Genomic DNA, 19,565 nt, shown 5'->3' on the forward strand with positions numbered 1-19,565 from the left:
GTCTTGTGGGAGGTCGCCGGTCATGGGGGCAGTGTAAAGCAGCCGCGTTACCCTGACTGGCCATGGACCCCTCAGCCAATTCCGCCCCCAACCCCGGCGACGTGCAGGGCATCGCCTTCACGCTGGACGGCGTGGACGAGCTGACCTTCGCGCGCATTCTGCGGGACGTGATGCACGATGACGCTTTCGGCAGGCCGCTACAAATCCAGGCGCAGGAGCCGCGCCCTGGCCTCAGCGCACGGTTGACCGTGGCGTTTCGGCGGCAGGACCGCACGCGGGCGGTGGCGGCCATGCAGCGCCTGAAAACGCTGTTGCTGCGCCACGGCGTGCAGGTGGACTCGGTCAGGGTGCCGGGTCTGGATGAGGCTCTGTGAAGGGCAGGCTGCTTTCCAGAGACGCCCACGTTTCTGAAGACGCAGGCCCTTTCTCAAGACAGTGCCCGCTTCTCAAGACAGCGCCCGTTCCTGAAGACAGTGCAGGTTCCTGAAGAAAGCGCAAGGGGCCGTTAAGAACGTGTAAACCGTTTTTGCGCGCCCAGCGCTGCCTTTGCCCCTAGCATGTCCTTAAGCAGAGGAGACCTCTAAGCCACGGCGCGGAGTCTCGCGGACAGAAAGGGATTTCCCTCTCGCTGAGAACGTGCTTTTCTCCGGGCCAACCAGAGAGAGCTGCACAAGAGGGTGACTATGGAACAACGCATTTTACTGATCGAAGACAATCCCGATATCACCCGCGTCGTGGAATATGAGCTGGAGCAGGCGGGCTACCGGGTCCTCAGTGCCTCGGACGGCGTGAGTGGCCTGACCACGGCCCGCGAGAGCAGCCCCGATCTGGTGATTCTGGACCTCGGGCTGCCAGACTTTGACGGCGCGGAGATCGCCCGCCGCCTGCGCAAGACCAGCAGCGTGCCGATCATCATCCTGACCGCGATGGACGCTGTGGACCGCAAGGTCAACCTGCTGGAAGCGGGCGCGGATGATTATATGACCAAGCCCTTCCACCCCGAGGAACTGGTGGCCCGCGTCAAAGTGCAGCTTCGCCACCAGCAGCACGGCGAGGTCATCACCATCGGGGCGCTGGAGATTCACCCGCAAAAACGTCTGTGTCATTACAACGGCCATGAGGTCCGCCTGTCGCCCAAGGAATTTGACTTGCTGACCTTTCTTGCCCGTCAGCCGGGCCGGGTGTACTCCCGCCAGGAAATCGAGCGCGAGGTCTGGAACGGCGAGCTGCCCAGCAACAGCAACGTGGTGGACGTGCATATGGCCAACATGCGCGCCAAGCTGCGCGATCTGGACGGTTACGGCATCATCCGCACCGTGCGCGGCATCGGTTATGCCCTGAAAACCTCGTAGTACAGCGCGACTGACCTGCAAGGCCCCCTCTCTGGCAGAGGGGTTTTTTTATTAACGCTGACGCCCTCAACTCCTGGCTGTGGAAAATGAGAGGTGATCCCTTTTGCCGTCCGCGCTCAGAGGCTTACGCTGTCGGTATGCAACGGTGGCTGTGTCTGTGGGTTCTGTCTGTGGTGGCCTCGGCGGGGGCGCAGGCAGTGGGAATGCAGGCGGCGGGAACACAGGCGGCGGGAATACAGGACCTGCAAAAATGCGGCGGCGTCCCGAATCCCCCGGAGTGGACGCGTTCCGGGGTGTATTCGGGCCTGCTGGGCACGGGGGCGATCACGCTGGGGCTGGACATTCAGGACAGCGATTCCAGCCGCTACTTCTACGCGGGCCGTCCCTTGGACCTGCGGCTGACGACCTTTCACTCCGGCGAGACCCTGATCTTGCAGGAGGAAGTTCGCAGGTCGCTGGGATCGGCCCCCGTCGTCACCGGCTGTTTCACGCTGACCCGCACAGGCGGTGCGCTGCGCGGAAGCTGGAAAGCGCCGGGCACGGTAAAAACGCTCAGGGTCAGTCTGGAGCCGCTGAACGTGGCGAAGCTGCCCCTGAAACTGCCTTCCTCACCCGGACTGCAAAAGCTCCGCAGCAGCGATCCACTGGCCTTCGTCAAGCTGAACCGTGCCTGGGTGGTGGCCGCCGATGGCCGGAGCGTGCGGGAGCCGCTGTCGGGCCTGGAATATCCCCGCCTGCCGGATGCCAGCCCTGCGCTTCAGGCCGCGCTCCAGGACCGCCTGCTGTTCAACGCCGTCAACGCGCTGGAATGTGGGTCAAACCTGCCCGAGGACAGCCGGGGAGACGGCTACAGCCTGAACGCGGGCGTGACCCTGCTGACGCCCCGGCTGATCAGCCTGCGCGAGGATGTCGACTACTACTGCGGCGGCGCGCACCCCGACAACTTCACCGTGGGCCTGATTCTGGACCGCGTCAAGGGCCGCCCCGTGCCGCTGGCTGCCCTGTGGCCCAGCCTGACCCCCACCCGCTTGAAGGCGCTGTATCTGGCCGCGTTCACGTCTGACCCGGCCTCCGAATGCGACGACGTGCTGCGCGAAATGGACAGCAGTTTTGCCGTTTCGCTGAGCAGCGGCGGGCTGACCCTGACCCCCGATACGCTGCCCCATGTCGTGACGGCCTGCGCGGAGAGCGTGGTCATTCCCTACGGACAGCTCCGGCGCGGGGCGAATGTCGGATCGCCGTATTTTGCTGAGCTGTATTCCAAATAGCCATTTTTCATTCTGACCGCCGAGTAAATTGCCGAACGCTGCCGGGAACCTTGATTCCTGGCAGCGTTCTGGTTATCACAGTCCCGAGAATTTATTTCCCAGGGTGTCAGAGTTTTTTAAGAGTTTATACGGATTCCGGTTGAAAGGTGTTGAAAACACCTGAAAATCCGAACGGAGTGAGCAGGAGAAAAACGGGTTCCGGGCTTGGAGTGCAGGAATCGGCGCTGTCCCGATTTCTGCGCGAAACAGACGGAATCCGTTTTACTTGCGCTTGGTCTTGGAGCGGGTCTGTCCCAGTGCCTGGCCCTTCTCGTAGCTGGCCTGCATCTTTTTGCGGGTTTCGGCGGCCATCTGCTTGAAATCCACCAGTCCGGCTTCGATGGCCTCGACGGAAGGCTTGATCGTGCCGCCCTTGCGCGCAGCAGCCAGCTCGCGGTTGACTTCTTCAAACCACTTATCGAATTTGGGCGTGGTTTCAAACAGCATTTCCTTGGTGTCGCGCTGATAGGTGCCCTCGCTGCCCCGGCGCGTGAACTGTTTGGGCATGGTGAAGCGTTCGGGCATGTAAGCGGCCTCGAACTTGCCGTCACGCACCGCGTCGCGGAACATTTTGACGAAAGTATCGCTGCGCTGGGGATTGCTGAGTTCGTGAACCTGCTCACTGAGTTTCTTGTAGGTCATGTTGTTGCCTCCGGTTCAGGAGTATGGACGGAATCGCCGAGCTTTGTAAAGCCCCCCGGGTTGATCCGTGCAACTCAATCACTTCATGAAACGGTGGGAATTGACGTGGTCTTAACCACCTGTATGTTGACTGATCTAAAAGACACGGGTCAATTTCTTCAGCCAGCCACGTTTTTGAAAGAAATGGCAGCTCTGGAGTTCTGAGAAAAGTCTGGCAAAATATGGGTCGCCTGATGATCTGCGATTTCAGCTCTGGACGGTTCTTCTCATTTCTCAAAAGAGAGCTGGTTTCGTGGCTGCCGTATTTCATGACTTAATGGCCCCGGATAAATGGCCAGACCCAGCGGCTATGCTCGGTGGCATGGACGATCTGCGCGGCTGGCTGGGTCTGCTGTGTCTGCTGCTGGCAGGCGCGGGCTGGGGCTTTCAGGTTTCGCGTCACGGGGTAACCTGGGCGGCGCTGGCGGTGACCCTGGTTGCCAGCGTCACGGGGCTGGCCCTGACCACAGACGCTTTCCTGCGCGGCCACGATCTGCCGCTGGTGCTGGGCCTGACCGGGGCGCTGGGAGTGGCCAGCCTGGCGGTCTTCAGCAAACGGGACGGCCCATGATCCGGCGCAGGTCATGGGCGGCCAGTCCCCGCACAAGTTGACCCATACCTCTGTCGACTGCCCGCCCGTCTGGTAAAACAGACAGCACTATGACCGGGCAAACGACTCCCACCTGGACCCCCGCAGAGGCGCGCGTGTATCCGCTGCGCCTGTACGGCGATCCGATCCTGCGCCGCAAGGCCAAACCGCTGACCCTGAGTGACACGCTGAATGTGCCGGGGGTGGGACCGCAGAGCGTGCGGCAGGTGGCCGCCGCCATGCTGGAAACCATGTTCGAGGCGCGTGGTGTGGGCCTGGCCGCGCCGCAGGTGGGCCTGCCGGTGCGCCTGTTCGTGGCCGTGGAATACGAGGACGACGAGGAAGAGAACGAGGGCCAGGACTCTCCGCTGCGCTCGCGGGTGCTGCGTGATTTCGTGATGATCAATCCGGTGGTCAGCGTGCTGAACAAGAAAAAAGACCGGTCCTATCAGGAGGGCTGCCTGAGCATCCCCGGCATCTACGAGGAGGGCGTGCCGCGCGCCCGCGCCGTATCGGTCAAATACACCGATCTGGACGGCAACCAGAAGATTCTGGAGGCCGAGGATTATCTGGCCCGCGTTTTCCAGCACGAGCTGGATCACCTGGACGGCGTGCTGTTTCTGGACCGCCTGCCCCCCGAGGTGACCGACGATTACCGCAAGGAACTGCTGGCCATTCAGCAGAAGTCCAGGACGCTGATCGGCGATCTGGCCGGGGCAGACCGCCTGCGCCGCGAGCGTGGCGGTGCGTGAATTGCCGGGTCTGGAGTTACAGGGTCTGGAGTTACCAGGCTTGAAGGTGGCTTTCTTCGGTTCCCCAGCCTTCGCGCTGCCCGTTCTGGAGGCCATTCGCACGCAGTTTGAAGTCGTGCTGGTGGTGGCCCAGCCGGATAAGCCGGTGGGACGTGGCCTGAGGCTGACGCCGCCGCCTGTCGCCGCGCGGGCCGCCGAGCTGGGGTTGCCACTGGCCCAGCCTGTCAGGCTCCGGCGGAATGCAGACTTCGAGACCGCTGTGCGGGGCAGCGGCGCGGACGTGGCCGTGACCTGCGCTTACGGCAAGATCCTGCCCGCCTCTGTCCTCGATATTCCCCGCTACGGCTTTCTGAACACCCACACCAGCCTGCTGCCCGCCTACCGGGGCGCTGCGCCGATCCAGTGGGCATTGATACGCGGCGAGAGCGTCACGGGGACCACCATCATGCAGACCGATCCCGGCATGGACACGGGGCCGATCCTGCTTCAGGAGGAACTGCCGATTGCCCCGCAGTGGACCAGCCTGGACCTTTCAGACGCGCTGGCGGGGCAGGCGGCGCGGCTGATCGTGACGGCACTGAAACGGCTGGGCAGGGGAGACCTCGTGCCCACACCTCAGGACGACGCGGCGGCCACCCACGCGCCCATGCTGGTCAAGGAGGACGGTTTCGTGCGCTGGACGGATTCCGCGCAGTCTGTGGTGGACCGTTACCGGGGTGTAGCCGCGTGGCCGCAGACCACCGCCTTTCTGGGCGGCGCACGCCTCAAGCTGGGCGGCCTGAGCGTGGAGGAAGGTGGGGGCCAGCCCGGTGAGATTCTGGGTGTGGACGCCAGTGGGATGTTGATCGCCTGTGGCGGCGGTGCAGTCCGTGTGCAGACCGTCCAGCCCGAGACCCGCCGCGCCCAGCCTGCCCAGATCTGGGCGTCCTCGGCAGGCGTTGGGGCGGGGGACCGCTTCGAGCTGTAGCCCTCCGCCTTGGCACAAGCACGGCACACAACCCCACATAAAGAAAAACAGTCCTTGTTCCCCTGCGTCTGGCGCGGCATTATGCCCGGATGACTGCAACAGAGAACTGGACCGTGCCGCCCTTCGGCCTGGGAACCTTTCGCTTGAAAGATCAGGTGGTCAGGGATTCCGTGCGTGACGCGCTGGAAGTGGGGTACCGCGTGATCGACACCGCACAGGGCTATGCCAATGAGGGTGAAATTGGCGAGACCATCGCCAGCAGCGGCGTGAAGCGTGACGAACTGTTTATCACCACCAAGATCAAGCCCGACAACTACAGCGCCGACAAACTGGTGTCCAGCCTGCGCGAGAGCCTGGATAAACTCCAGACCGACGCCGTGGACCTGACCCTGATCCACTGGCCTGCGCCGCGCGGTCCGGTCAGCGCCGAGGAATATCTGGGCGCGCTGGCCGAAGCCCACTCGCAGGGTCTGACCCGCCAGATCGGCGTTTCCAACTTCACCATCGCCCTGCTGAAACAGGCCCGCGATCTGCTGGGTGACCTGCCCATCGCCACCAATCAGGTGGAAATCCACCCCTACCTGCAAAACCGCAAGCTGGCCGACTTCGCCCGCCAGGAAGGCATTCACCTGACTTCCTATATGACGCTGGCGGTGGGCAAGGTCATGGAAGACGACGTGCTGAAAGACATTGCCGGGGCGCATGACGCCACACCTGCACAGGTGGCGCTGGCCTGGGCCATGCAGCAGGGCTTCTCGGTGATTCCGTCGTCTACCAGCCGCGAACACCTGGCAAGCAACATGAAGGCGCTGGACCTCAAGCTCTCGGAAGAGGAGATGGGGCGCATCGCCGCGCTGGACGGCCAGGGCGAACGCCTTGCCAACCCGGCCAGCGTCGCGCCCGACTGGGATTGAGCGTTCTGGGGGTGGGGCGCGTTACGCCGATTGACCTTGCTCTGCTGATCCAGAAGATTCGGCCAGCGGCACAGCTTCTGCGCTCCCGGACCCTGGCTGGCGGTGTCTCGGCGCGGGTGACGGCGTTGGAAATTCGCAAGGTGGACGGCCAGATCGAGGTTCTGGTGGTGCGCGAGTACGGGCCGCGCGATTTGCAAACCCACCCTGATGTCGCCCGGCAGGAGTTCAACTTGCTACGGGCACTCTACGCAGCGGGCCTGCCCGTGCCTCAGCCGCACCACGTTGAGGCGGGTGTGCTGATCATCGATTTCATGGACGGCCAACCCGAATTCGAGCCTGCTGACGGGACCGCTTGCGTGCGCCAGATGGCCGCCTTCCTCGCCCGGCTGCACGCGCTGCCTCCCGCCGCCTTCGCGTTCCTGCGTCCGCTGGCAACTCCCAGTCCACGTCCCGAGAATCCCGACGATTCACTGTCCGAGGGCCGCATCCGTGACGCGCTGGACCGTCTCGAAACACCTCCACTGACCCTGCCCGCCGTGTTGCACGGTGATTTCTGGTCTGGGAATATCCTGTGGTCCGGGGGCTGCCTGAATGCGTTGATCGACTGGGAAGATGCGGCGCTGGGTGATCCGCTGGCCGATGTGGGTAATGCCCGGCTGGAACTGCTGTTCTTTCTGGGCAGGGAGGCCATGCGCGCCTTCACGGACGAATACGCTGTCCTGAGCGGCGTGGAGATGACGCCTTTGCCGTACTGGGATTTGCGCGCTGCTCTACGTCCCTGCGGGCGGCTGAGCGAGTGGGGTCTGGAACAGGAGCTGGAGCGGCAGGTGCGCGAGCGGCACCGGGAGTTTGTGGCCAGCGCCCTCGAACAGCTCCAACTGCCCTGAACGGAAAAACCTCCCACATGGGGAGGCCCTTTACTGAAAGTGAGGTTATACGGATTCCGTTTGTTTCGTGTAGAGATCGGGACAGCTCCGATCTCCATACTCCACGCCCGGAACCCGTTTTTCTCTTTCTCGCTCCGCTCGGATTACAGGTGTTTTCAACACCCTTTAATCGGAGTCCGTATTAGAGGTTGCGCTTGGTGTCGTTGGCGGCGTTCTTCACGTCGCCTGCGGCCTTCTGCGCGGTGTCCTTGGCGTCCTGTCCAGTGTTCTGCATGTTGGTCTTCACGCCCTGCGCGGCGTTGCGGGCGTTGCTGCTCAGATCGCTGCCCTGGTGGTGCGTGGCGGTGTCGGCGTCCCTGGCTGCCTGCTTCTCGGCCTGCGCCCGCGCCTCAGCGATGAAGTCGCGTGTGCCGCCCTGGGCCTCGGCAACTTTGTTTTGTGCGGCAGCTCCAGCATTCTGGGCAGCAGCCTTGGCCTGATCTGCGGCGTCCGTAGCCTTGTCCTTGACCTGAGCGCCTGCGGTCTGGGCCGCACCCTTCGCATCGGCGGCGGCGTCCTGGGCCTTGTCTTTCACCTGTTCGGCCTTGTCCTGCACCTGACCAGCCACATCCTGCGCCTTGTCTTTGGCCCCTTCCACGGCGTCAGAAGCCCTGGACTTGAGCTGCTCGGCCTTGTCCTGTACCTGGGCGGCGGCGTCCTGACCTTCTTTCCCGGCCTCTTTGACCACGTCCTGTGCCGCTTCCTTGGCCTGCCCAGCCGCTTGCCCCACGGCTGCCTTCACGTCACCCGCGACTTCTTTGGCCTTGTCCAGGGCGGCCCCGGCTCCACCCTCGGCGGCGTCCTTGACCTCGCCTGCCTTGTCGGCGATCACGTTTCCGGCCTGGGCGGCGGCGTCCTTGGTCTTTTCCCAGCCCTTGGTCACGCTGCTGCCCACGTCCTGAGCGGCGTCCTTGAGGCCCAGTTCGGCCAGTTTGGCGTCCAGCGCCTTGCGGTTCTGCTCACGGCTGAAGTAATACGCGCCCGCGCCGATAAGTGCGCCCAGAGCCAGCAGACGTTTGATGGGAAAGTGTGGGTTACGGTTTGACATGAGAACCAGCCTACGCGTCCCTCATCTGTGCGGGATGAGCCACACTTCAGCGCGGGTTTACCCCAGCGGCTGTCAGCTTACTCCGGTGTTTCCTGCTTATTTCTGGGTTTCCTGGGCGATCAGGCCCAGGCGGCGGGCCAGTTCCTCGGTGAAGATCCACTCTTCCGGCTCGTCCAGATCAGTCACGCGCACCAGCACACTGCCCCGTCCCAGATAGAAAGCCGTGATCTTCTCCCACGCCTCCTGCTCGTCTGCGGCGGTTTCGTCGATGTCTTCCAGGGTGCCCCACACGTCGCCTTCCACCTCGCCGCTTTGCAGGGCCTCGGCGTGGGCGCTCAGGACGTAGGCGTCCACAGCTTCGTCGCGCCGCACCACGGTATCGGGGGCGCGGAGTTCCAGGCGGTCATCCCGCTCGTACAGGCGGTCCTGAAAGGCTTGCCACTCGTCGGGAGTCAGCGTGATGGTGGGGCGGGGTTCGGAGGTCACAGCCGAGTGTACCCGGCATCGGTGGGGGGGTGTGGGAACCCCTGCGGCGTCTGGGCCGTAGACTGCGGGTATGAACGTCCCTGGACCCTCTGCCCGCCGTTCCCAATCGCGTGGCCTGCTGATCTGGCTGGCTGCCCTGGTGCTGTCTCTGGGCGCGCTGGGCCTGTCGGGGGCTGGTCTGGCGCAGTCCGGCGGCGGCTTTGGGGGCAGCAGTTCGCGTGGTGGTGGGGGCGGCGGTGGAGGCGGTAGTTTCGGGGGCAGCAGCTCTGGCGGCGGCTTCTCGCGTGGTGGCGGGTATTCCGGCGGCGGGTATTCCGGGCCGATCATCATCAACGGGGGCGGGGGGTACGGCTACGGCGGTGGGGGCGGCGGCTCCGGCCTGATCGGGATCATCGTCGTGGGGGTGCTGGTCTTCATGGTGGTGGGGTACATGCGCAGCAGCCTGAGCGCCGCTGGGACAGGCGGCACGCGGGGTCTGGGCGGCGCGCTGGGATCGCTGAGCGGCACCGCCCAGGCCGTCAGCGTGCAACTGCTGCTGGCCGAGGGAGACGAGGTCAAGAAGGCCCTGCAACGGGTGGCCGAGAACGGAGACCCCGACACCAACGAGGGGCTGGCCCGGATGCTTCAGGAGGCCGCGCTGGTGGCCCTGCGGCACCCCGAACGCTGGGTGTACGGCAACGTGGAACGCGCCCAGGGTGCGCCCAACTCTGCCGACAGTCAGGTGGGGGCCTGGGCCACCGAGGCCCGCGCGGCCTTTACCGAACAGACCACCAGCAACTACCAGAACAAAGACCCCAAGAGTGGCTTTGCTCACCAGGACGACTACAAATACAAGGGCGACGCGGGCGACATGTATCTGGCCGTAACAATAGCCGTGGCCGCGCACGCGCTGGGCAACCTGCCCCCCGCCGGGGTGACCGACGCCGCCGAGGCACGGGCCGCCCTGCAAACCATCAGCAGCGTCAACGCCTCGGACCTGATCCGCGCCGAGGTGGTCTGGAGTCCCGACTCACCGGGTGAATTCCTCAGCGAGGACGAGGCGATCATGAAGTACCCGAAACTGACCAAGCTGTAGCGGCTGCACGGGCTGAAGGCCGGGCGAGGCGACTCCCCGGCCTCTTGCTTTGCCTGTGCTTTCTTGCCCTGGGCCACACTCGCCCCTGCGCCCGCTGGCTATGCTCCAGCTCCGATGGCCCGCCGCCTGCCCCAATCCAACTGGCCGCCGCCTCCGCAGACTGCGCCTGTCTGTGCGCTGTGTGGGCGGGCCGCGCCGCACCTGACCGAGCATCACCTGATTCCGCGTTCGCAGGGGCGCAGGCGCGGGGCCAAGGTGTCGGAACTGCCCACGGTCATGCTGTGCGGCCCGTGCCACAAGTTCCTGCACCGCACCTTCAGCAACGCCGAACTGGCGCAGGACTACAGTGCCGTGGACACCCTGCTGGACCACCCGGACGTGCGCCGTTTCGTGGCCTGGGTCAGAAAACAACCCGCCAGCCGAAGCGTGCGGGTGCGGTGATGGTGGGCGCTGGGGTCAGACCGGAGCTTTATTTCCCCATGCTGCTGATATAGATCTGGACGGCCTTCAGGTCCTCTTCGGTCATGGGACGCAGGGTGATTCGCATGGCATTCGGATGCGGGATGCCAAATTCCGGGGTGTTCTTGAACTCGTGCAGAACCTCGCCGCCGTATTCTGGGGACAGGTTGGTGACGCTCGCCACACCCAGGCGGTCGTCGCCGCGCCCGTCGCTGCCGTGGCAGATGGCGCAGGCGATGATGTTGCGGGGACCGTCCCCCGCCTGAAACAGCGCCTCGCCCTTGGCGGCCAGCGCGGCGTCGGCGCTGTCCACCTTCCAGGCGGGGCCGGGTTGCAGCGTCGCGGCGTAGGCGGCAATGTCCGCGATGTCCTGATCCGAGAGCTTGGCCGCCTGCTGCCACATCACGGCGCTGGGCCGCAGCTTGGCGCGGAAGACGGTGAGCTGCAAGCGGGTGTAGCTGGGGTTCTGCCCGGCCAGCCCCGGAATGGCGCTGTTCACGCTGGCCAGCCCCGGCCCGTGGCAGCCCTGGCAGCTCTGCGAAACTTCCTTGCCCCGGGCTGGGTCGGGGGTCTTGAAGGTCAGGGCCAGGGGGTTTCCGGCGGGCGGCGCAGTGTTTCCCCCTTGTGCAGCGCTCCCACCAGACTGCGCCAGCGCCGAGATGGCGGGGATGGAGAGGGCGAGCGGAACGGCGAGCCAGAGCGACAGGCGGACGGTGCGCTGCATACAGCCTCCTTGAGCCGGAACAACTCTTGATCTGAACTCAAGTGTAGTCCTTATTACTCTGAAACTGCAACGACGCTTACCTGACTTTTATAGGGCGGTCCTCAGCGGGGCGGCACGCTTTCGGGCTGAGGGCGGGTCACGGCAGGCAAAGGCGTGCGCGGTAGCCAACGGCGCAGGATGGCGGGAACCACCTCCACCGCCACCACCACCAGCACGGCGTAGCGCAACGCCCGCATCAGCCCGATGTCTTTGACCGCACTGGGCAGCGCTCCCAGTCCAAAAAACACGGTGAACACGATCAGCAGACCCACCACGCCCACGATCAGCCGCCCGGTCAGATCGCGCGGCGGCGCAAAGTCGGGGCGGGCGTACCAGAATCCGGCGAACAGTCCCAGCCCGGTCCCGTACTCGCGCGGCGTTCCGGCGGGCAGAACGGTGGCAATCAGCAGCGCCACCACCGGCACCGCCCAGCGCCACGTTCCGGCGCTGGGAAAGGCCACGCGCCCCGCCACCGCCGCCGCAATGCCGCCCAGCAGCAGACCCACGATCACATCGGACGGAAAATGAACATTCAGCGCCAGCCGTGACACGGCGATCAGGGCGATTAAAACGGCTGCCGCAACCCACATCCCTGGCCGCCGCACCTGCGCGGCAATGCCCGCCCACAGCGTGGCCGACATCTGTGCGTGACCGCTGGGCAGCCCCGGTCCGCCCGCCGTGGCCCGCACTGTGTCCGAGACGAGGCCGGGATCGCTGGTGAAGGGGCGCGGCAGGTTCAGGCCGTACTTCAGGGCGCTGTTGACCAGATAGCTGCCCGCGAAAACCACGCCCAGATTTCTCCCGCCGCCGGGATTCCACAGCCAGGTGTACAGCGCCAGGACCACGATAAACACCTCGTCGCGCCCCAGATTGGTGACGGCCAGCCAGAAAGGTTCCATGCCCGGTATTGTGGCAGGAGCCGGCGGTGGGCGCGGCGCTGTTTTTCTGGGCGGCTGTGCCAGTGACCGGGAATGACGGAAAGTTCGCTTACAATTGCCCTCCCCAGCGGTTAGCGTGTGTTCCACAGCACACAGGAGGAACACATATGCACAAAACCGCAGCGGTCTTGTTGTCCCTGGCCCTTGGTCTCTCGGCCTGCTCTACCTCTCCAGCGCCCGGCAGTGCATCCCAGGCAAACGGTGCGCCCCAGGCAAAGGCCGATCAACGCCCGGTGACGATGATCCTTCCCGACGGCACCACCCAGCAGGTGACTGGCTTCGTGAAAGACGGTTACGTGATGGTTGAGGACGACATCATCGTGGCGGAGGCTGGTCAGTTGACGCAGCAGGGCACCTACGTCGTCGATACCCGTTACCGCTGGTCTGGCCGCACGGTGCCGTACACCTTCGCCAGCAACGTGCCCCAGGCCATTCGTGACCGCGTGGCCCAGGCGGCCAGCACCATCCGCGCCACCACCAACACGGTCGTGACGCCGCGCACCAGTTCGGCGCAGCGCGACTATGTTCAGATCACCTACAACACCGGCACCAGTTGCGCCTCGGGCCTGGGCAAGACGGGCGGGCGGCAGACCATCACGCTGGCGGACCGCTGCTCGACCGGCTCGATCATCCATGAGTTCGGCCACACCCTGGGCCTGTTCCACGAGCAGACCCGCCCGGACCGCGATCAGTACGTGGAGATCGTCTGGGCCAACATCCCCGCCGACTGGCAGAGTCAGTATCAGATTCGCAGCGGCAGCGCGGGCTACGGCACCTACGACTTCGACTCGATCATGCACTACCCCGCCTACTTCGACGGCAAACTGGCGATCCGGCCTCTGAACAGCAGCGTCAACCTCAGCCGCATGGGCCAGCGCAACGGCTACAGCTCCACCGATGTCAGCACCCTCAACGCCATGTACCCCCGCTGAGTATCCGGCAACGCGGGCAGTCTGTGCGGCAGTCATTGGCGCGGCAGAAGTTGGCGCGGCGCACTCCTGAGCGGGGGTGCGCCGCTTTCCTTGCTGGCCGCGCTGGCCGCCGCATTCGCCGCAGCGCGGGGCAGATACCTTAAACTGGTGCCATGACCGCCCCCAATCCCAATGCACCGGCCCCCGACGTGCTGAAAGAGGTCCGGCACCAGTCCGAGAATGCGCTGGAACTGCGCGGCATCACCAAACGTTTTCCGCTGGTGCTGGCCAACGACGACATTTCCATGCAGGTCAGGTGGGGCAGCGTCCACGCCCTGTGCGGCGAGAACGGCGCAGGCAAGAGTACGCTGATGAAAATCGTGTACGGCATCCAGCCGCCTACCTCCGGCGAGATCGTGGTGGACGGCGAGGTGGTCAATTTCAACGATCCCGCCGACGCCATCAAGCGCGGCATCGGCATGGTGTTCCAGCACTTCATGCTGGTGGAAACATTGACCGTCACCGAGAACGTGATCCTGGGTGCGGAGCCGACGAAGGGCGGGGCCATCGACTACGCCACCTCACGGGCGCGCGTGCTGGAATTGATCAAGCAGTTCAACTTTGCCCTCAACCCCGACGCCATCGTGGGGGAGCTTCCGGTGGGATTGCAACAGAAGGTGGAAATCCTTAAAACCCTGTACCGGGGCGCACGCATCCTGATTCTGGACGAGCCGACGGCGGTGCTGACCCCCAGCGAGACCGACGAACTGTTCGAGTTTCTGGTGGGCCAGTACGCGAAAAGTGGAAACGCTGTGGTCTTCATCTCTCACAAGTTGCACGAGGTCTTGCAGATCAGTGACCGCATCAGCGTGATCCGCGACGGGCGCATGATCGGCACCATTCCCGCCGAGGGGGCCACCACCGAGACGCTGGCGCAGATGATGGTGGGCCGCGAGGTCACGCTGAAGGTGGCTAAAGATGCCGCCAAACCCGGCGAGGTTGCCCTGGATATTCAGAATGTGGTGGTGAAGGGCGAACACCGCAACGCCGTGGACGGCGTGAGTTTCCAGGTGCGCGCCGGGGAAATCGTGGGGATCGCCGGGGTGGAGGGCAACGGCCAGAGCGAACTGGTGGAGGCGATCACCGGACTGGCACAGTACAGCGGCAACATCACATATCTGGGCAAGACGGCCAGGGGCGTGAAGGAAGTGGAGGCGTCGGGTCTGTCCCACGTCCCGGAGGACCGCAACGAGCGCGGGCTGGTGCTGGACATGACCACCGCCGAGAACTACATCCTGGGTGAACAGGACCGTCCGCCCTTTGCCGGGCGTTTCGGCTTCCTGAATCTGGATGTGATCGCCAAAAATGCCAAGGACCTGAGCGAAAAGTACGACGTGCGCCCCCGCAGCGCCAGCCTGCGCGCCGGGCAGTATAGCGGTGGCAACGCCCAGAAGCTGATCGTGGCCCGCGAGATGCGCAAAGGCCCCAAGATTCTGGTGGCCAGCCAGCCCACGCGCGGGGTGGATATCGGGGCCATCGAGTTCATCCACGCCCGGATTGTCGAGGCCCGCGATCAGGGGCTGGCCGTTCTGCTGATCAGCGCCGATCTGGGCGAGGTCATGAATCTGGCAGACCGCATCCTGGTGATGTACGAGGGCAAGGTGGTGGGTGAGGTTGCCGCCGACAAGGCCACTGAAACGGGACTGGGGCTACTCATGACGGGCAGCAGTGAGCATGGTGGCGCTTCTGGCGGGCGCAGCGGCGAGGTCAGCACGACGCTGCAAAAAGGGGAGCGGCAGTAGGGAGCGGCAGTAGGGAGCGGCAGTAGGGAGGGGAAGCCCTCTTCTGCGGAGCTGTACAAGCCAGAAGGGAGCCGGGGAGCGCAAGAGACCATTCAGTGCGCTCATCCTCTTGCCTCCCTTTCGGGGAGCGCAGAGGTCAAACCGTGGGAGCGGACGGAGAATCTCTGCCGAGTCTCCTGTACAGCATCTGTCCGAACGGAAGCATCAGAATCCCTTTTGTCTGATGCTTCCGTTCTCTCCTTCGGAGTTATGGCAATCCCAAACTCTCGGCAACTGTTCTTCCGTTCGGTCAAAAATGGGCAGCTCTTTTGACGACTGCTCTAAATCCGCTTACCCCCGCATCCGGCGTATCCTTGCCCCATGACCCAGACGGAGAATCTGCCCACGTACCCCACGCTGACCCCCGCCGAACTGCGTCACGCGGATTCGCTGAAATGGACGCTGTACGGCGGGGACGTGATCCCCATGTGGATCGCTGACATGGATTTTCCAGTGGCCCCCGCGATCCTGTCGGCCCTGCGTGAACGGATGGTCCACGGTCTGGGTTACCACCAACTGATGGGCGACAAGACGCTTGACGGCCTGCTGCGCGCCAGGCTGGACACGCATGGGCTGAAAGACCTGCCCGAGGGCGGCATCGCCATGCTGCCAGGGGTGGTGCCGGGCATCTACGCGGCGGTGGCGGCGCTGACCCAGCCCGGCGAGAAGGTGCTGACCATGACGCCCGTCTATCATCCCTTCCACCTGAGCATCACCGGGCAGGGGCGCGAGGTTTCTGCCGTGCCGCTGCTGGACAGCCCCGACGGGTACCAGATTGACTGGGACGGCATGGAGGCTGCCGCGAAAGGCACGAAGCTGATGCTGCTGTGCCACCCGCACAACCCCACCGGGCGCGTCTGGACCCACGACGAGCTGGAGAAACTGCGCGATCTGGCCGTGAAGCATGATCTGTATGTGCTGAGCGACGAATTGCACGCCGATCTGCGGTTCACGGACGGTCCCTTCGAGTCCTTCGCTGCTGCCGGGCGCGTCCAGAGCCGCACCATCACTGTGACCGGGCCGTGCAAGGCGTTCAACACTGCTGGCCTGGGCATCGGCGTGATGATCGGCCACGACGCCGAACTGGTCAAAAAGGTGCGCGCTGCTGCCGGGGGTCTGATGGGCCACGAAGGGGCGCTGAGCGTGACCATGTGGCAGGCGGCCCTGCGTGACGGCGGCCCCTGGCTGGCCGATACGGTGGACTATCTGCGCGCCAACCGCGATTTCCTGACCGAGTATCTGCGCCAGCACCTGCCCGCCGTCAAGTTTTACCCGGTGGAGAGTACCTATCTGGCATGGGTGGACCTGCGCGACTGCCCGCACGCCGGGGACATCCAGAAATTTCTGCTGGAGGAGGCGAAAGTGGCGATGCACGACGGCCCCACCTTCGCCCCCGAGGAATTCAAGCCCCAGACGCAGGGCTTTATTCGCCTGAACTTTGCCACCAGCCGCGAAATCCTGACCGAGGCGCTGGAGCGGATGCGAAAGGCGCTGGACGCGGCGCAGTAAACGAGGGAAGGAGAGGCCCTGAGGCCGTCTTCGACCCGCAGGGCGTCCTCACCAACACCGACATTCCCGGCTGAGCTGTTCTGTTCCGGCTTTAAGCGTTCTCGCCCACGATTTCCCGCAGCCGCTCGATCAGGGGCCGCAGCCGCTCACGCCGCAGCTTCAGCGCCGCGCGGTTGACGATCAGGCGGGCACTGGACTCGAACAGCACGTCCTGTTCTTCCAGGTTGTTGGCCTGCAAGGTGCTGCCGGTCTGCACCAGATCGATCACGGCCTCGGCCAGCCCGGTCAGGGCGGCCAGCTCGATGTTGCCGCCCAGCTTGACCACCTCGGCGGGAATGCCGCGCGCGTTCAGGTAGGCGCGGGCAATGCGCGGGTACTTGGTGCCCACCCGCACCAGCGGCGCAGTCGCACCCACCTCACGGATCAGCGACAGGCGGCACGCGGCGAAGCGCAGATCGACGGGTTCGTAGACCTCGCGCCCGGATTCGGTGAGGACGTCCTTGCCCACGATTCCGGCGTCGGCCACGCCCAGATCGACGTACACGGGCACGTCCTGATTGCGCAGTTCCAGCACGGTCACGCCGGGGAATTCATGGCGCAGGGCGCGCGACTTTTCCGGCAGGGTCAGCGGCAGGCCCGCCTGCGAGAGCAGCGCGATGGCCTCTTCCAGAATGCGGCCCTTGGGCAGCGCCAGCGTCAGATGATCGGGGGCGCGCAGGGGGGCGGGGGTCACAGGCTCACCCCGGCGTCGAACAGTTCTGATCCGCGTGCCCAGCGGTGAATGCCGCGCGCCGCCGAATAGCGCCGCAACTCGTCTATGTCGTCGGTCCAGGTCAGTTCGGCGTGCAGGCCAGCGTTGCGTGCCGCATCGGCCCCGGCAGCGTCCAGCGCCAGCACCACTTCCGGCTGAGGGGGCAACTGCGGGGCGGCGGCGCGCAGCAGGCGTTCCAGGCCCACCGCGAAGCCCGCACCCGGCAGGCTCCCATTTGAGCCGCCCTCCAGCGTGTAACGGCCCCCGCCTAGCACCGGCTGATTCAATCCCGCCGCGTAGGCGCGGAAGGTCAGGCCGGTGTAGTAGTCGTAGCGGCGGCTGGCCCCCAGGTCATAGAGCAACGTGCCGTCATACAGCGCCGAGACCTCGCGCAGGTGCGCCACTGCCGCCCGCGCCCGCGCGCCCTGCGCCAACTCTGCGGCGGCGTCCAGCACTTCCGGGCCGCCGTACAGATCGGTCAGGGCGTGCAGGGTACGCGTGACCTCGCCCGACAGCCCGTGCTGGCGTGACAGCAGATCAATGTCCGCGCCGCTTTTGCGGTCTACCGCGCCGTGCAGCGCCTCGCGGGCGGGGCCGTGCAGGGCCGCGTCCTCCAGCACAGCGTCCACGAAACCGGGAAAGCCGACTTCCAGCTCGGCAGCCACGCCCACCGTTTTCAGCGCTGCCGCCGCCAGATGCAGCAGTTCGGCGTCGGCGCGTGCGCCCTCGATGCCGATCAGTTCCACCCCGGTCTGCCCGAATTCACGCAGGCGGCCCAGTTCGCTGGTCAGGGCGCGCAGCCACAGCCGCCCGCTGTAATGCAGCCGCAGCGGAAACGGCCCAGCCGCAAAGCGCGAGCGCACCATCCGGCCAATCGCGGTGGTGAACTCGCTGCGCAGGGCCAGCACCTGCCCACCCGAATCGATCAGTTTGAAGGCGCGGGCGTCCTGCGGATGGCGGGCGTCGGCGTATTCCAGCGCCGGAACCTCCACACCCCGGTAGCCCCAGCTTCCGAACAACCCCGACAGGCGGACGCGCAGGGCCTCGCGCTGTTCCCACTCGGGCGGCAGCACGTCGCGCGTGCCCTCGGGAATGGAGGCGGACGGTGGGGCAGATGGGAGGCGGGCAGGCGAACTCACGGGAGGCATTGTAGGGGCTTGAGGTGTGGGAGGGTGGTGAAGGCATTCTGTGGTCTGTCAGCTCCGCGCTGACCGTGAGATTGAGCATCTCCTGGTAAGCGGATTTTTGCCGTATGGGTGCGAAGCAGGGCTTGCTATTTTGAGCAGATTTGAGTGAACGTAGCGCCGCCGTAGCACCGTTAGGGATTTGGGCTGCGGCGGCGCTGGGAGGGGATTTTTAGGCAGCTAGACTTGCGATGCCTGCGGCTGGGGTTTGGGGGTAGCACCTCGGTAGCACCGCAGCCTTTATATATGATTGAAATCGCAATAAGGGGAGCCGCCCCATGTGTCAAACAGGATTGCGGGGCGGCTAATAACTGAATCTCGGTTACTAGTCAAGATGCTATTTTTTACTTACCGTGATTGGCTGACGGCTAAATAAAATGTGTCTAATTCATTTTCCATCCGGGAGTGTCAATGCATCTTTATAAGCGGCTTTGATAGCCTCCTGAAATACGTCGGCACTTGTTACTATGGCAGACTTGCCATGTTCAGTATATATAGCTAACTTTCTCTCTCCATCATCTATGTAAAACTCAAAGAGGATATCTTCGCCAATGGATAATTCAACTACCAAGCAATCTCTATCCATGTTGTTCGCAGTTACGATGCCGTACCGTTCTCGCTCACTCATAATCTTCACCAGTGTGGGTTGGGGTCAAGTAGGCCCTTAAACCCTTTCGAGTCAACGCCTACCCCGCCTAGTGTGAGGTTGCGATACTCGGTAACGGGACCATATATTCGATGATTGAATGATACAACCTTAGTGGCCGGGTAACTACTCAGCGCGAGAAGTCGGGCATGAGGATGTCACCGCGAAATACACTCACGAGGCCCTGCCAGACATGTATGCCCTGCTTGCGAAGTGTGGAGATATAGCTGCGAATCCGGCAGAACGCCGCTCCACCAGTCAGAGACCGAAACCCACCTGACACTTTGCGCTTGATACAGAACATCCGAATATCCCGTTCCGCCTGGTTGTTGTCGAAGGGAACGTCGTCCCGTTCGAGAAACAGAAGCACCGCATCTCGGTGCTTCTGACACCGCAAGGCCAAATTCCGGCCCGGAGTTTGCCTGGGTTTTCCCCGGCGGCCTGGCACTGGGGGCGCGGCAGGATT

At 64.3% G+C, this 19,565-nt stretch carries 22 protein-coding genes; 13 read left to right on the plus strand and 9 right to left on the minus strand.

Annotated features, from left to right (window positions below; all coding sequences use genetic code 11):
* The first annotated feature begins 62 nt into the window (after positions 1-62).
* The 3 genes from Q319_RS0112490 to Q319_RS0112500 all read left to right on the plus strand — a co-directional run bounded on the left by Q319_RS0112490 (position 63) and on the right by Q319_RS0112500 (position 2,620).
* Complete coding sequence (locus Q319_RS0112490) at positions 63-374, plus strand: hypothetical protein (protein WP_029482832.1); 312 nt, start codon at positions 63-65, stop codon at positions 372-374.
* Between the two features lie 309 nt (positions 375-683).
* The gene (locus Q319_RS0112495) at positions 684-1,352 is read left to right on the plus strand and encodes a response regulator transcription factor (protein WP_029482833.1); all 669 of its coding nucleotides are present in this window, start codon (positions 684-686) and stop codon (positions 1,350-1,352) included.
* Positions 1,353-1,489: 137 nt separating this feature from the next.
* Positions 1,490-2,620 carry a hypothetical protein gene (locus Q319_RS0112500; protein ID WP_245619186.1) on the plus strand — a complete coding sequence of 377 codons (1,131 nt, stop codon included), beginning with the start codon at positions 1,490-1,492 and terminating at the stop codon, positions 2,618-2,620.
* A 261-nt stretch (positions 2,621-2,881) separates the two neighbouring features.
* Here the strand turns inward: Q319_RS0112500 and Q319_RS0112505 are convergent, their stop codons facing one another.
* Complete coding sequence (locus tag Q319_RS0112505) at positions 2,882-3,301, minus strand: hypothetical protein (RefSeq protein ID WP_029482835.1); 420 nt, start codon at positions 3,299-3,301, stop codon at positions 2,882-2,884.
* Between the two features lie 361 nt (positions 3,302-3,662).
* On the opposite strand from Q319_RS0112505, the gene Q319_RS0112510 reads away from it, so the two are divergent.
* The 5 genes from Q319_RS0112510 to Q319_RS0112530 all read left to right on the plus strand — a co-directional run bounded on the left by Q319_RS0112510 (position 3,663) and on the right by Q319_RS0112530 (position 7,449).
* A complete protein-coding gene (locus Q319_RS0112510) occupies positions 3,663-3,911 on the plus strand; it encodes a hypothetical protein (protein ID WP_156039323.1) in 249 nt (82 codons plus the stop codon).
* An 89-nt stretch (positions 3,912-4,000) separates the two neighbouring features.
* Positions 4,001-4,681 (plus strand): peptide deformylase, encoded by a 681-nt coding sequence (gene def, locus Q319_RS0112515; RefSeq protein WP_051655351.1) that lies wholly within the window; start codon positions 4,001-4,003, stop codon positions 4,679-4,681.
* 40 nt (positions 4,682-4,721) lie between these two features.
* Positions 4,722-5,648 carry a methionyl-tRNA formyltransferase gene (gene fmt, locus Q319_RS0112520; RefSeq protein ID WP_051655352.1) on the plus strand — a complete coding sequence of 309 codons (927 nt, stop codon included), beginning with the start codon at positions 4,722-4,724 and terminating at the stop codon, positions 5,646-5,648.
* A gap of 89 nt (positions 5,649-5,737) precedes the next feature.
* On the plus strand, positions 5,738-6,562 hold the full coding sequence (gene dkgB, locus Q319_RS0112525; protein ID WP_029482839.1) for a 2,5-didehydrogluconate reductase DkgB: 825 nt from the start codon (positions 5,738-5,740) through the stop codon (positions 6,560-6,562).
* A complete protein-coding gene (locus Q319_RS0112530; protein WP_245619188.1) occupies positions 6,559-7,449 on the plus strand; it encodes a phosphotransferase family protein in 891 nt (296 codons plus the stop codon). The genes dkgB and Q319_RS0112530 overlap by 4 nt, the downstream gene beginning before the upstream one ends.
* 181 nt (positions 7,450-7,630) lie before the next feature.
* On the opposite strand, the gene Q319_RS0112535 is transcribed toward Q319_RS0112530, so the two are convergent.
* Both Q319_RS0112535 and Q319_RS0112540 read right to left on the minus strand, forming a co-directional pair.
* Positions 7,631-8,536 carry a hypothetical protein gene (locus Q319_RS0112535; RefSeq protein WP_081846025.1) on the minus strand — a complete coding sequence of 302 codons (906 nt, stop codon included), beginning with the start codon at positions 8,534-8,536 and terminating at the stop codon, positions 7,631-7,633.
* Positions 8,537-8,632: 96 nt separating this feature from the next.
* Complete coding sequence (locus Q319_RS0112540; RefSeq protein ID WP_029482842.1) at positions 8,633-9,022, minus strand: hypothetical protein; 390 nt, start codon at positions 9,020-9,022, stop codon at positions 8,633-8,635.
* Between the two features lie 70 nt (positions 9,023-9,092).
* Between Q319_RS0112540 and Q319_RS0112545 the strand changes: the two genes are divergently transcribed.
* The gene (locus Q319_RS0112545) at positions 9,093-10,097 is read left to right on the plus strand and encodes a DUF1517 domain-containing protein (RefSeq protein WP_029482843.1); all 1,005 of its coding nucleotides are present in this window, start codon (positions 9,093-9,095) and stop codon (positions 10,095-10,097) included.
* A 114-nt stretch (positions 10,098-10,211) separates the two neighbouring features.
* On the plus strand, positions 10,212-10,538 hold the full coding sequence (locus tag Q319_RS0112550) for an HNH endonuclease (protein WP_029482844.1): 327 nt from the start codon (positions 10,212-10,214) through the stop codon (positions 10,536-10,538).
* Between the two features lie 28 nt (positions 10,539-10,566).
* Here the strand turns inward: Q319_RS0112550 and Q319_RS0112555 are convergent, their stop codons facing one another.
* The gene (locus Q319_RS0112555; protein WP_029482845.1) at positions 10,567-11,280 is read right to left on the minus strand and encodes a c-type cytochrome; all 714 of its coding nucleotides are present in this window, start codon (positions 11,278-11,280) and stop codon (positions 10,567-10,569) included.
* A gap of 101 nt (positions 11,281-11,381) precedes the next feature.
* Positions 11,382-12,218 carry a phosphatase PAP2 family protein gene (locus Q319_RS0112560; protein WP_029482846.1) on the minus strand — a complete coding sequence of 279 codons (837 nt, stop codon included), beginning with the start codon at positions 12,216-12,218 and terminating at the stop codon, positions 11,382-11,384.
* Between the two features lie 146 nt (positions 12,219-12,364).
* On the opposite strand from Q319_RS0112560, the gene Q319_RS0112565 reads away from it, so the two are divergent.
* The 3 genes from Q319_RS0112565 (at position 12,365) to Q319_RS0112575 (ending at position 16,518) form a co-directional block, all read left to right on the plus strand.
* Positions 12,365-13,189 (plus strand): M12 family metallopeptidase, encoded by an 825-nt coding sequence (locus Q319_RS0112565; protein ID WP_029482847.1) that lies wholly within the window; start codon positions 12,365-12,367, stop codon positions 13,187-13,189.
* Between the two features lie 152 nt (positions 13,190-13,341).
* A complete protein-coding gene (locus Q319_RS0112570; protein ID WP_029482848.1) occupies positions 13,342-14,970 on the plus strand; it encodes an ABC transporter ATP-binding protein in 1,629 nt (542 codons plus the stop codon).
* A 360-nt stretch (positions 14,971-15,330) separates the two neighbouring features.
* Positions 15,331-16,518 (plus strand): MalY/PatB family protein, encoded by a 1,188-nt coding sequence (locus Q319_RS0112575; protein WP_029482849.1) that lies wholly within the window; start codon positions 15,331-15,333, stop codon positions 16,516-16,518.
* Between the two features lie 91 nt (positions 16,519-16,609).
* On the opposite strand, the gene hisG is transcribed toward Q319_RS0112575, so the two are convergent.
* From hisG to Q319_RS0112590, 4 genes are all read right to left on the minus strand, one after another.
* Entirely contained in the window at positions 16,610-17,251 is a 642-nt protein-coding gene (hisG, locus tag Q319_RS0112580; protein ID WP_029482850.1) for an ATP phosphoribosyltransferase, read from the minus strand.
* Positions 17,248-18,417 carry an ATP phosphoribosyltransferase regulatory subunit gene (locus Q319_RS0112585; RefSeq protein WP_029482851.1) on the minus strand — a complete coding sequence of 390 codons (1,170 nt, stop codon included), beginning with the start codon at positions 18,415-18,417 and terminating at the stop codon, positions 17,248-17,250. Before Q319_RS0112585 ends, hisG begins: the two co-directional genes overlap by 4 nt.
* A 424-nt stretch (positions 18,418-18,841) precedes the next feature.
* On the minus strand, positions 18,842-19,081 hold the full coding sequence (locus Q319_RS27140; RefSeq protein WP_156039324.1) for a hypothetical protein: 240 nt from the start codon (positions 19,079-19,081) through the stop codon (positions 18,842-18,844).
* Between the two features lie 148 nt (positions 19,082-19,229).
* Positions 19,230-19,565 (minus strand): IS66 family transposase (locus Q319_RS0112590; RefSeq protein ID WP_156039325.1); only part of this gene is annotated, 336 nt, incomplete at its 5' end.

The sequence above is a fragment of the Deinococcus marmoris DSM 12784 genome (assembly GCF_000701405.1).
Taxonomy (GTDB): Bacteria; Deinococcota; Deinococci; order Deinococcales; family Deinococcaceae; genus Deinococcus; species Deinococcus marmoris.

Excerpts from the sequence above, each read along its gene's own strand:
- Q319_RS0112550 (WP_029482844.1), top strand. The coding sequence starts at position 10,212 with ATGGCCCGCCGCCTGCCCCAATCCAACTGGCCGCCGCCTCCGCAGACT.
- Q319_RS0112545 (WP_029482843.1), top strand. The coding sequence starts at position 9,093 with ATGAACGTCCCTGGACCCTCTGCCCGCCGTTCCCAATCGCGTGGCCTG.
- Q319_RS0112535 (WP_081846025.1), bottom strand. The coding sequence starts at position 8,536 with ATGTCAAACCGTAACCCACACTTTCCCATCAAACGTCTGCTGGCTCTG.
- Q319_RS0112555 (WP_029482845.1), bottom strand. The coding sequence starts at position 11,280 with ATGCAGCGCACCGTCCGCCTGTCGCTCTGGCTCGCCGTTCCGCTCGCC.
- Q319_RS0112500 (WP_245619186.1), top strand. The coding sequence starts at position 1,490 with ATGCAACGGTGGCTGTGTCTGTGGGTTCTGTCTGTGGTGGCCTCGGCG.
- def (WP_051655351.1), top strand. The coding sequence starts at position 4,001 with ATGACCGGGCAAACGACTCCCACCTGGACCCCCGCAGAGGCGCGCGTG.
- Q319_RS0112575 (WP_029482849.1), top strand. The coding sequence starts at position 15,331 with ATGACCCAGACGGAGAATCTGCCCACGTACCCCACGCTGACCCCCGCC.
- Q319_RS0112560 (WP_029482846.1), bottom strand. The coding sequence starts at position 12,218 with ATGGAACCTTTCTGGCTGGCCGTCACCAATCTGGGGCGCGACGAGGTG.
- Q319_RS27140 (WP_156039324.1), bottom strand. The coding sequence starts at position 19,081 with ATGAGTGAGCGAGAACGGTACGGCATCGTAACTGCGAACAACATGGAT.
- Q319_RS0112490 (WP_029482832.1), top strand. The coding sequence starts at position 63 with ATGGACCCCTCAGCCAATTCCGCCCCCAACCCCGGCGACGTGCAGGGC.
- dkgB (WP_029482839.1), top strand. The coding sequence starts at position 5,738 with ATGACTGCAACAGAGAACTGGACCGTGCCGCCCTTCGGCCTGGGAACC.
- Q319_RS0112505 (WP_029482835.1), bottom strand. The coding sequence starts at position 3,301 with ATGACCTACAAGAAACTCAGTGAGCAGGTTCACGAACTCAGCAATCCC.
- Q319_RS0112510 (WP_156039323.1), top strand. The coding sequence starts at position 3,663 with ATGGACGATCTGCGCGGCTGGCTGGGTCTGCTGTGTCTGCTGCTGGCA.
- Q319_RS0112570 (WP_029482848.1), top strand. The coding sequence starts at position 13,342 with ATGACCGCCCCCAATCCCAATGCACCGGCCCCCGACGTGCTGAAAGAG.
- Q319_RS0112565 (WP_029482847.1), top strand. The coding sequence starts at position 12,365 with ATGCACAAAACCGCAGCGGTCTTGTTGTCCCTGGCCCTTGGTCTCTCG.
- Q319_RS0112585 (WP_029482851.1), bottom strand. The coding sequence starts at position 18,417 with ATGCCTCCCGTGAGTTCGCCTGCCCGCCTCCCATCTGCCCCACCGTCC.
- Q319_RS0112495 (WP_029482833.1), top strand. The coding sequence starts at position 684 with ATGGAACAACGCATTTTACTGATCGAAGACAATCCCGATATCACCCGC.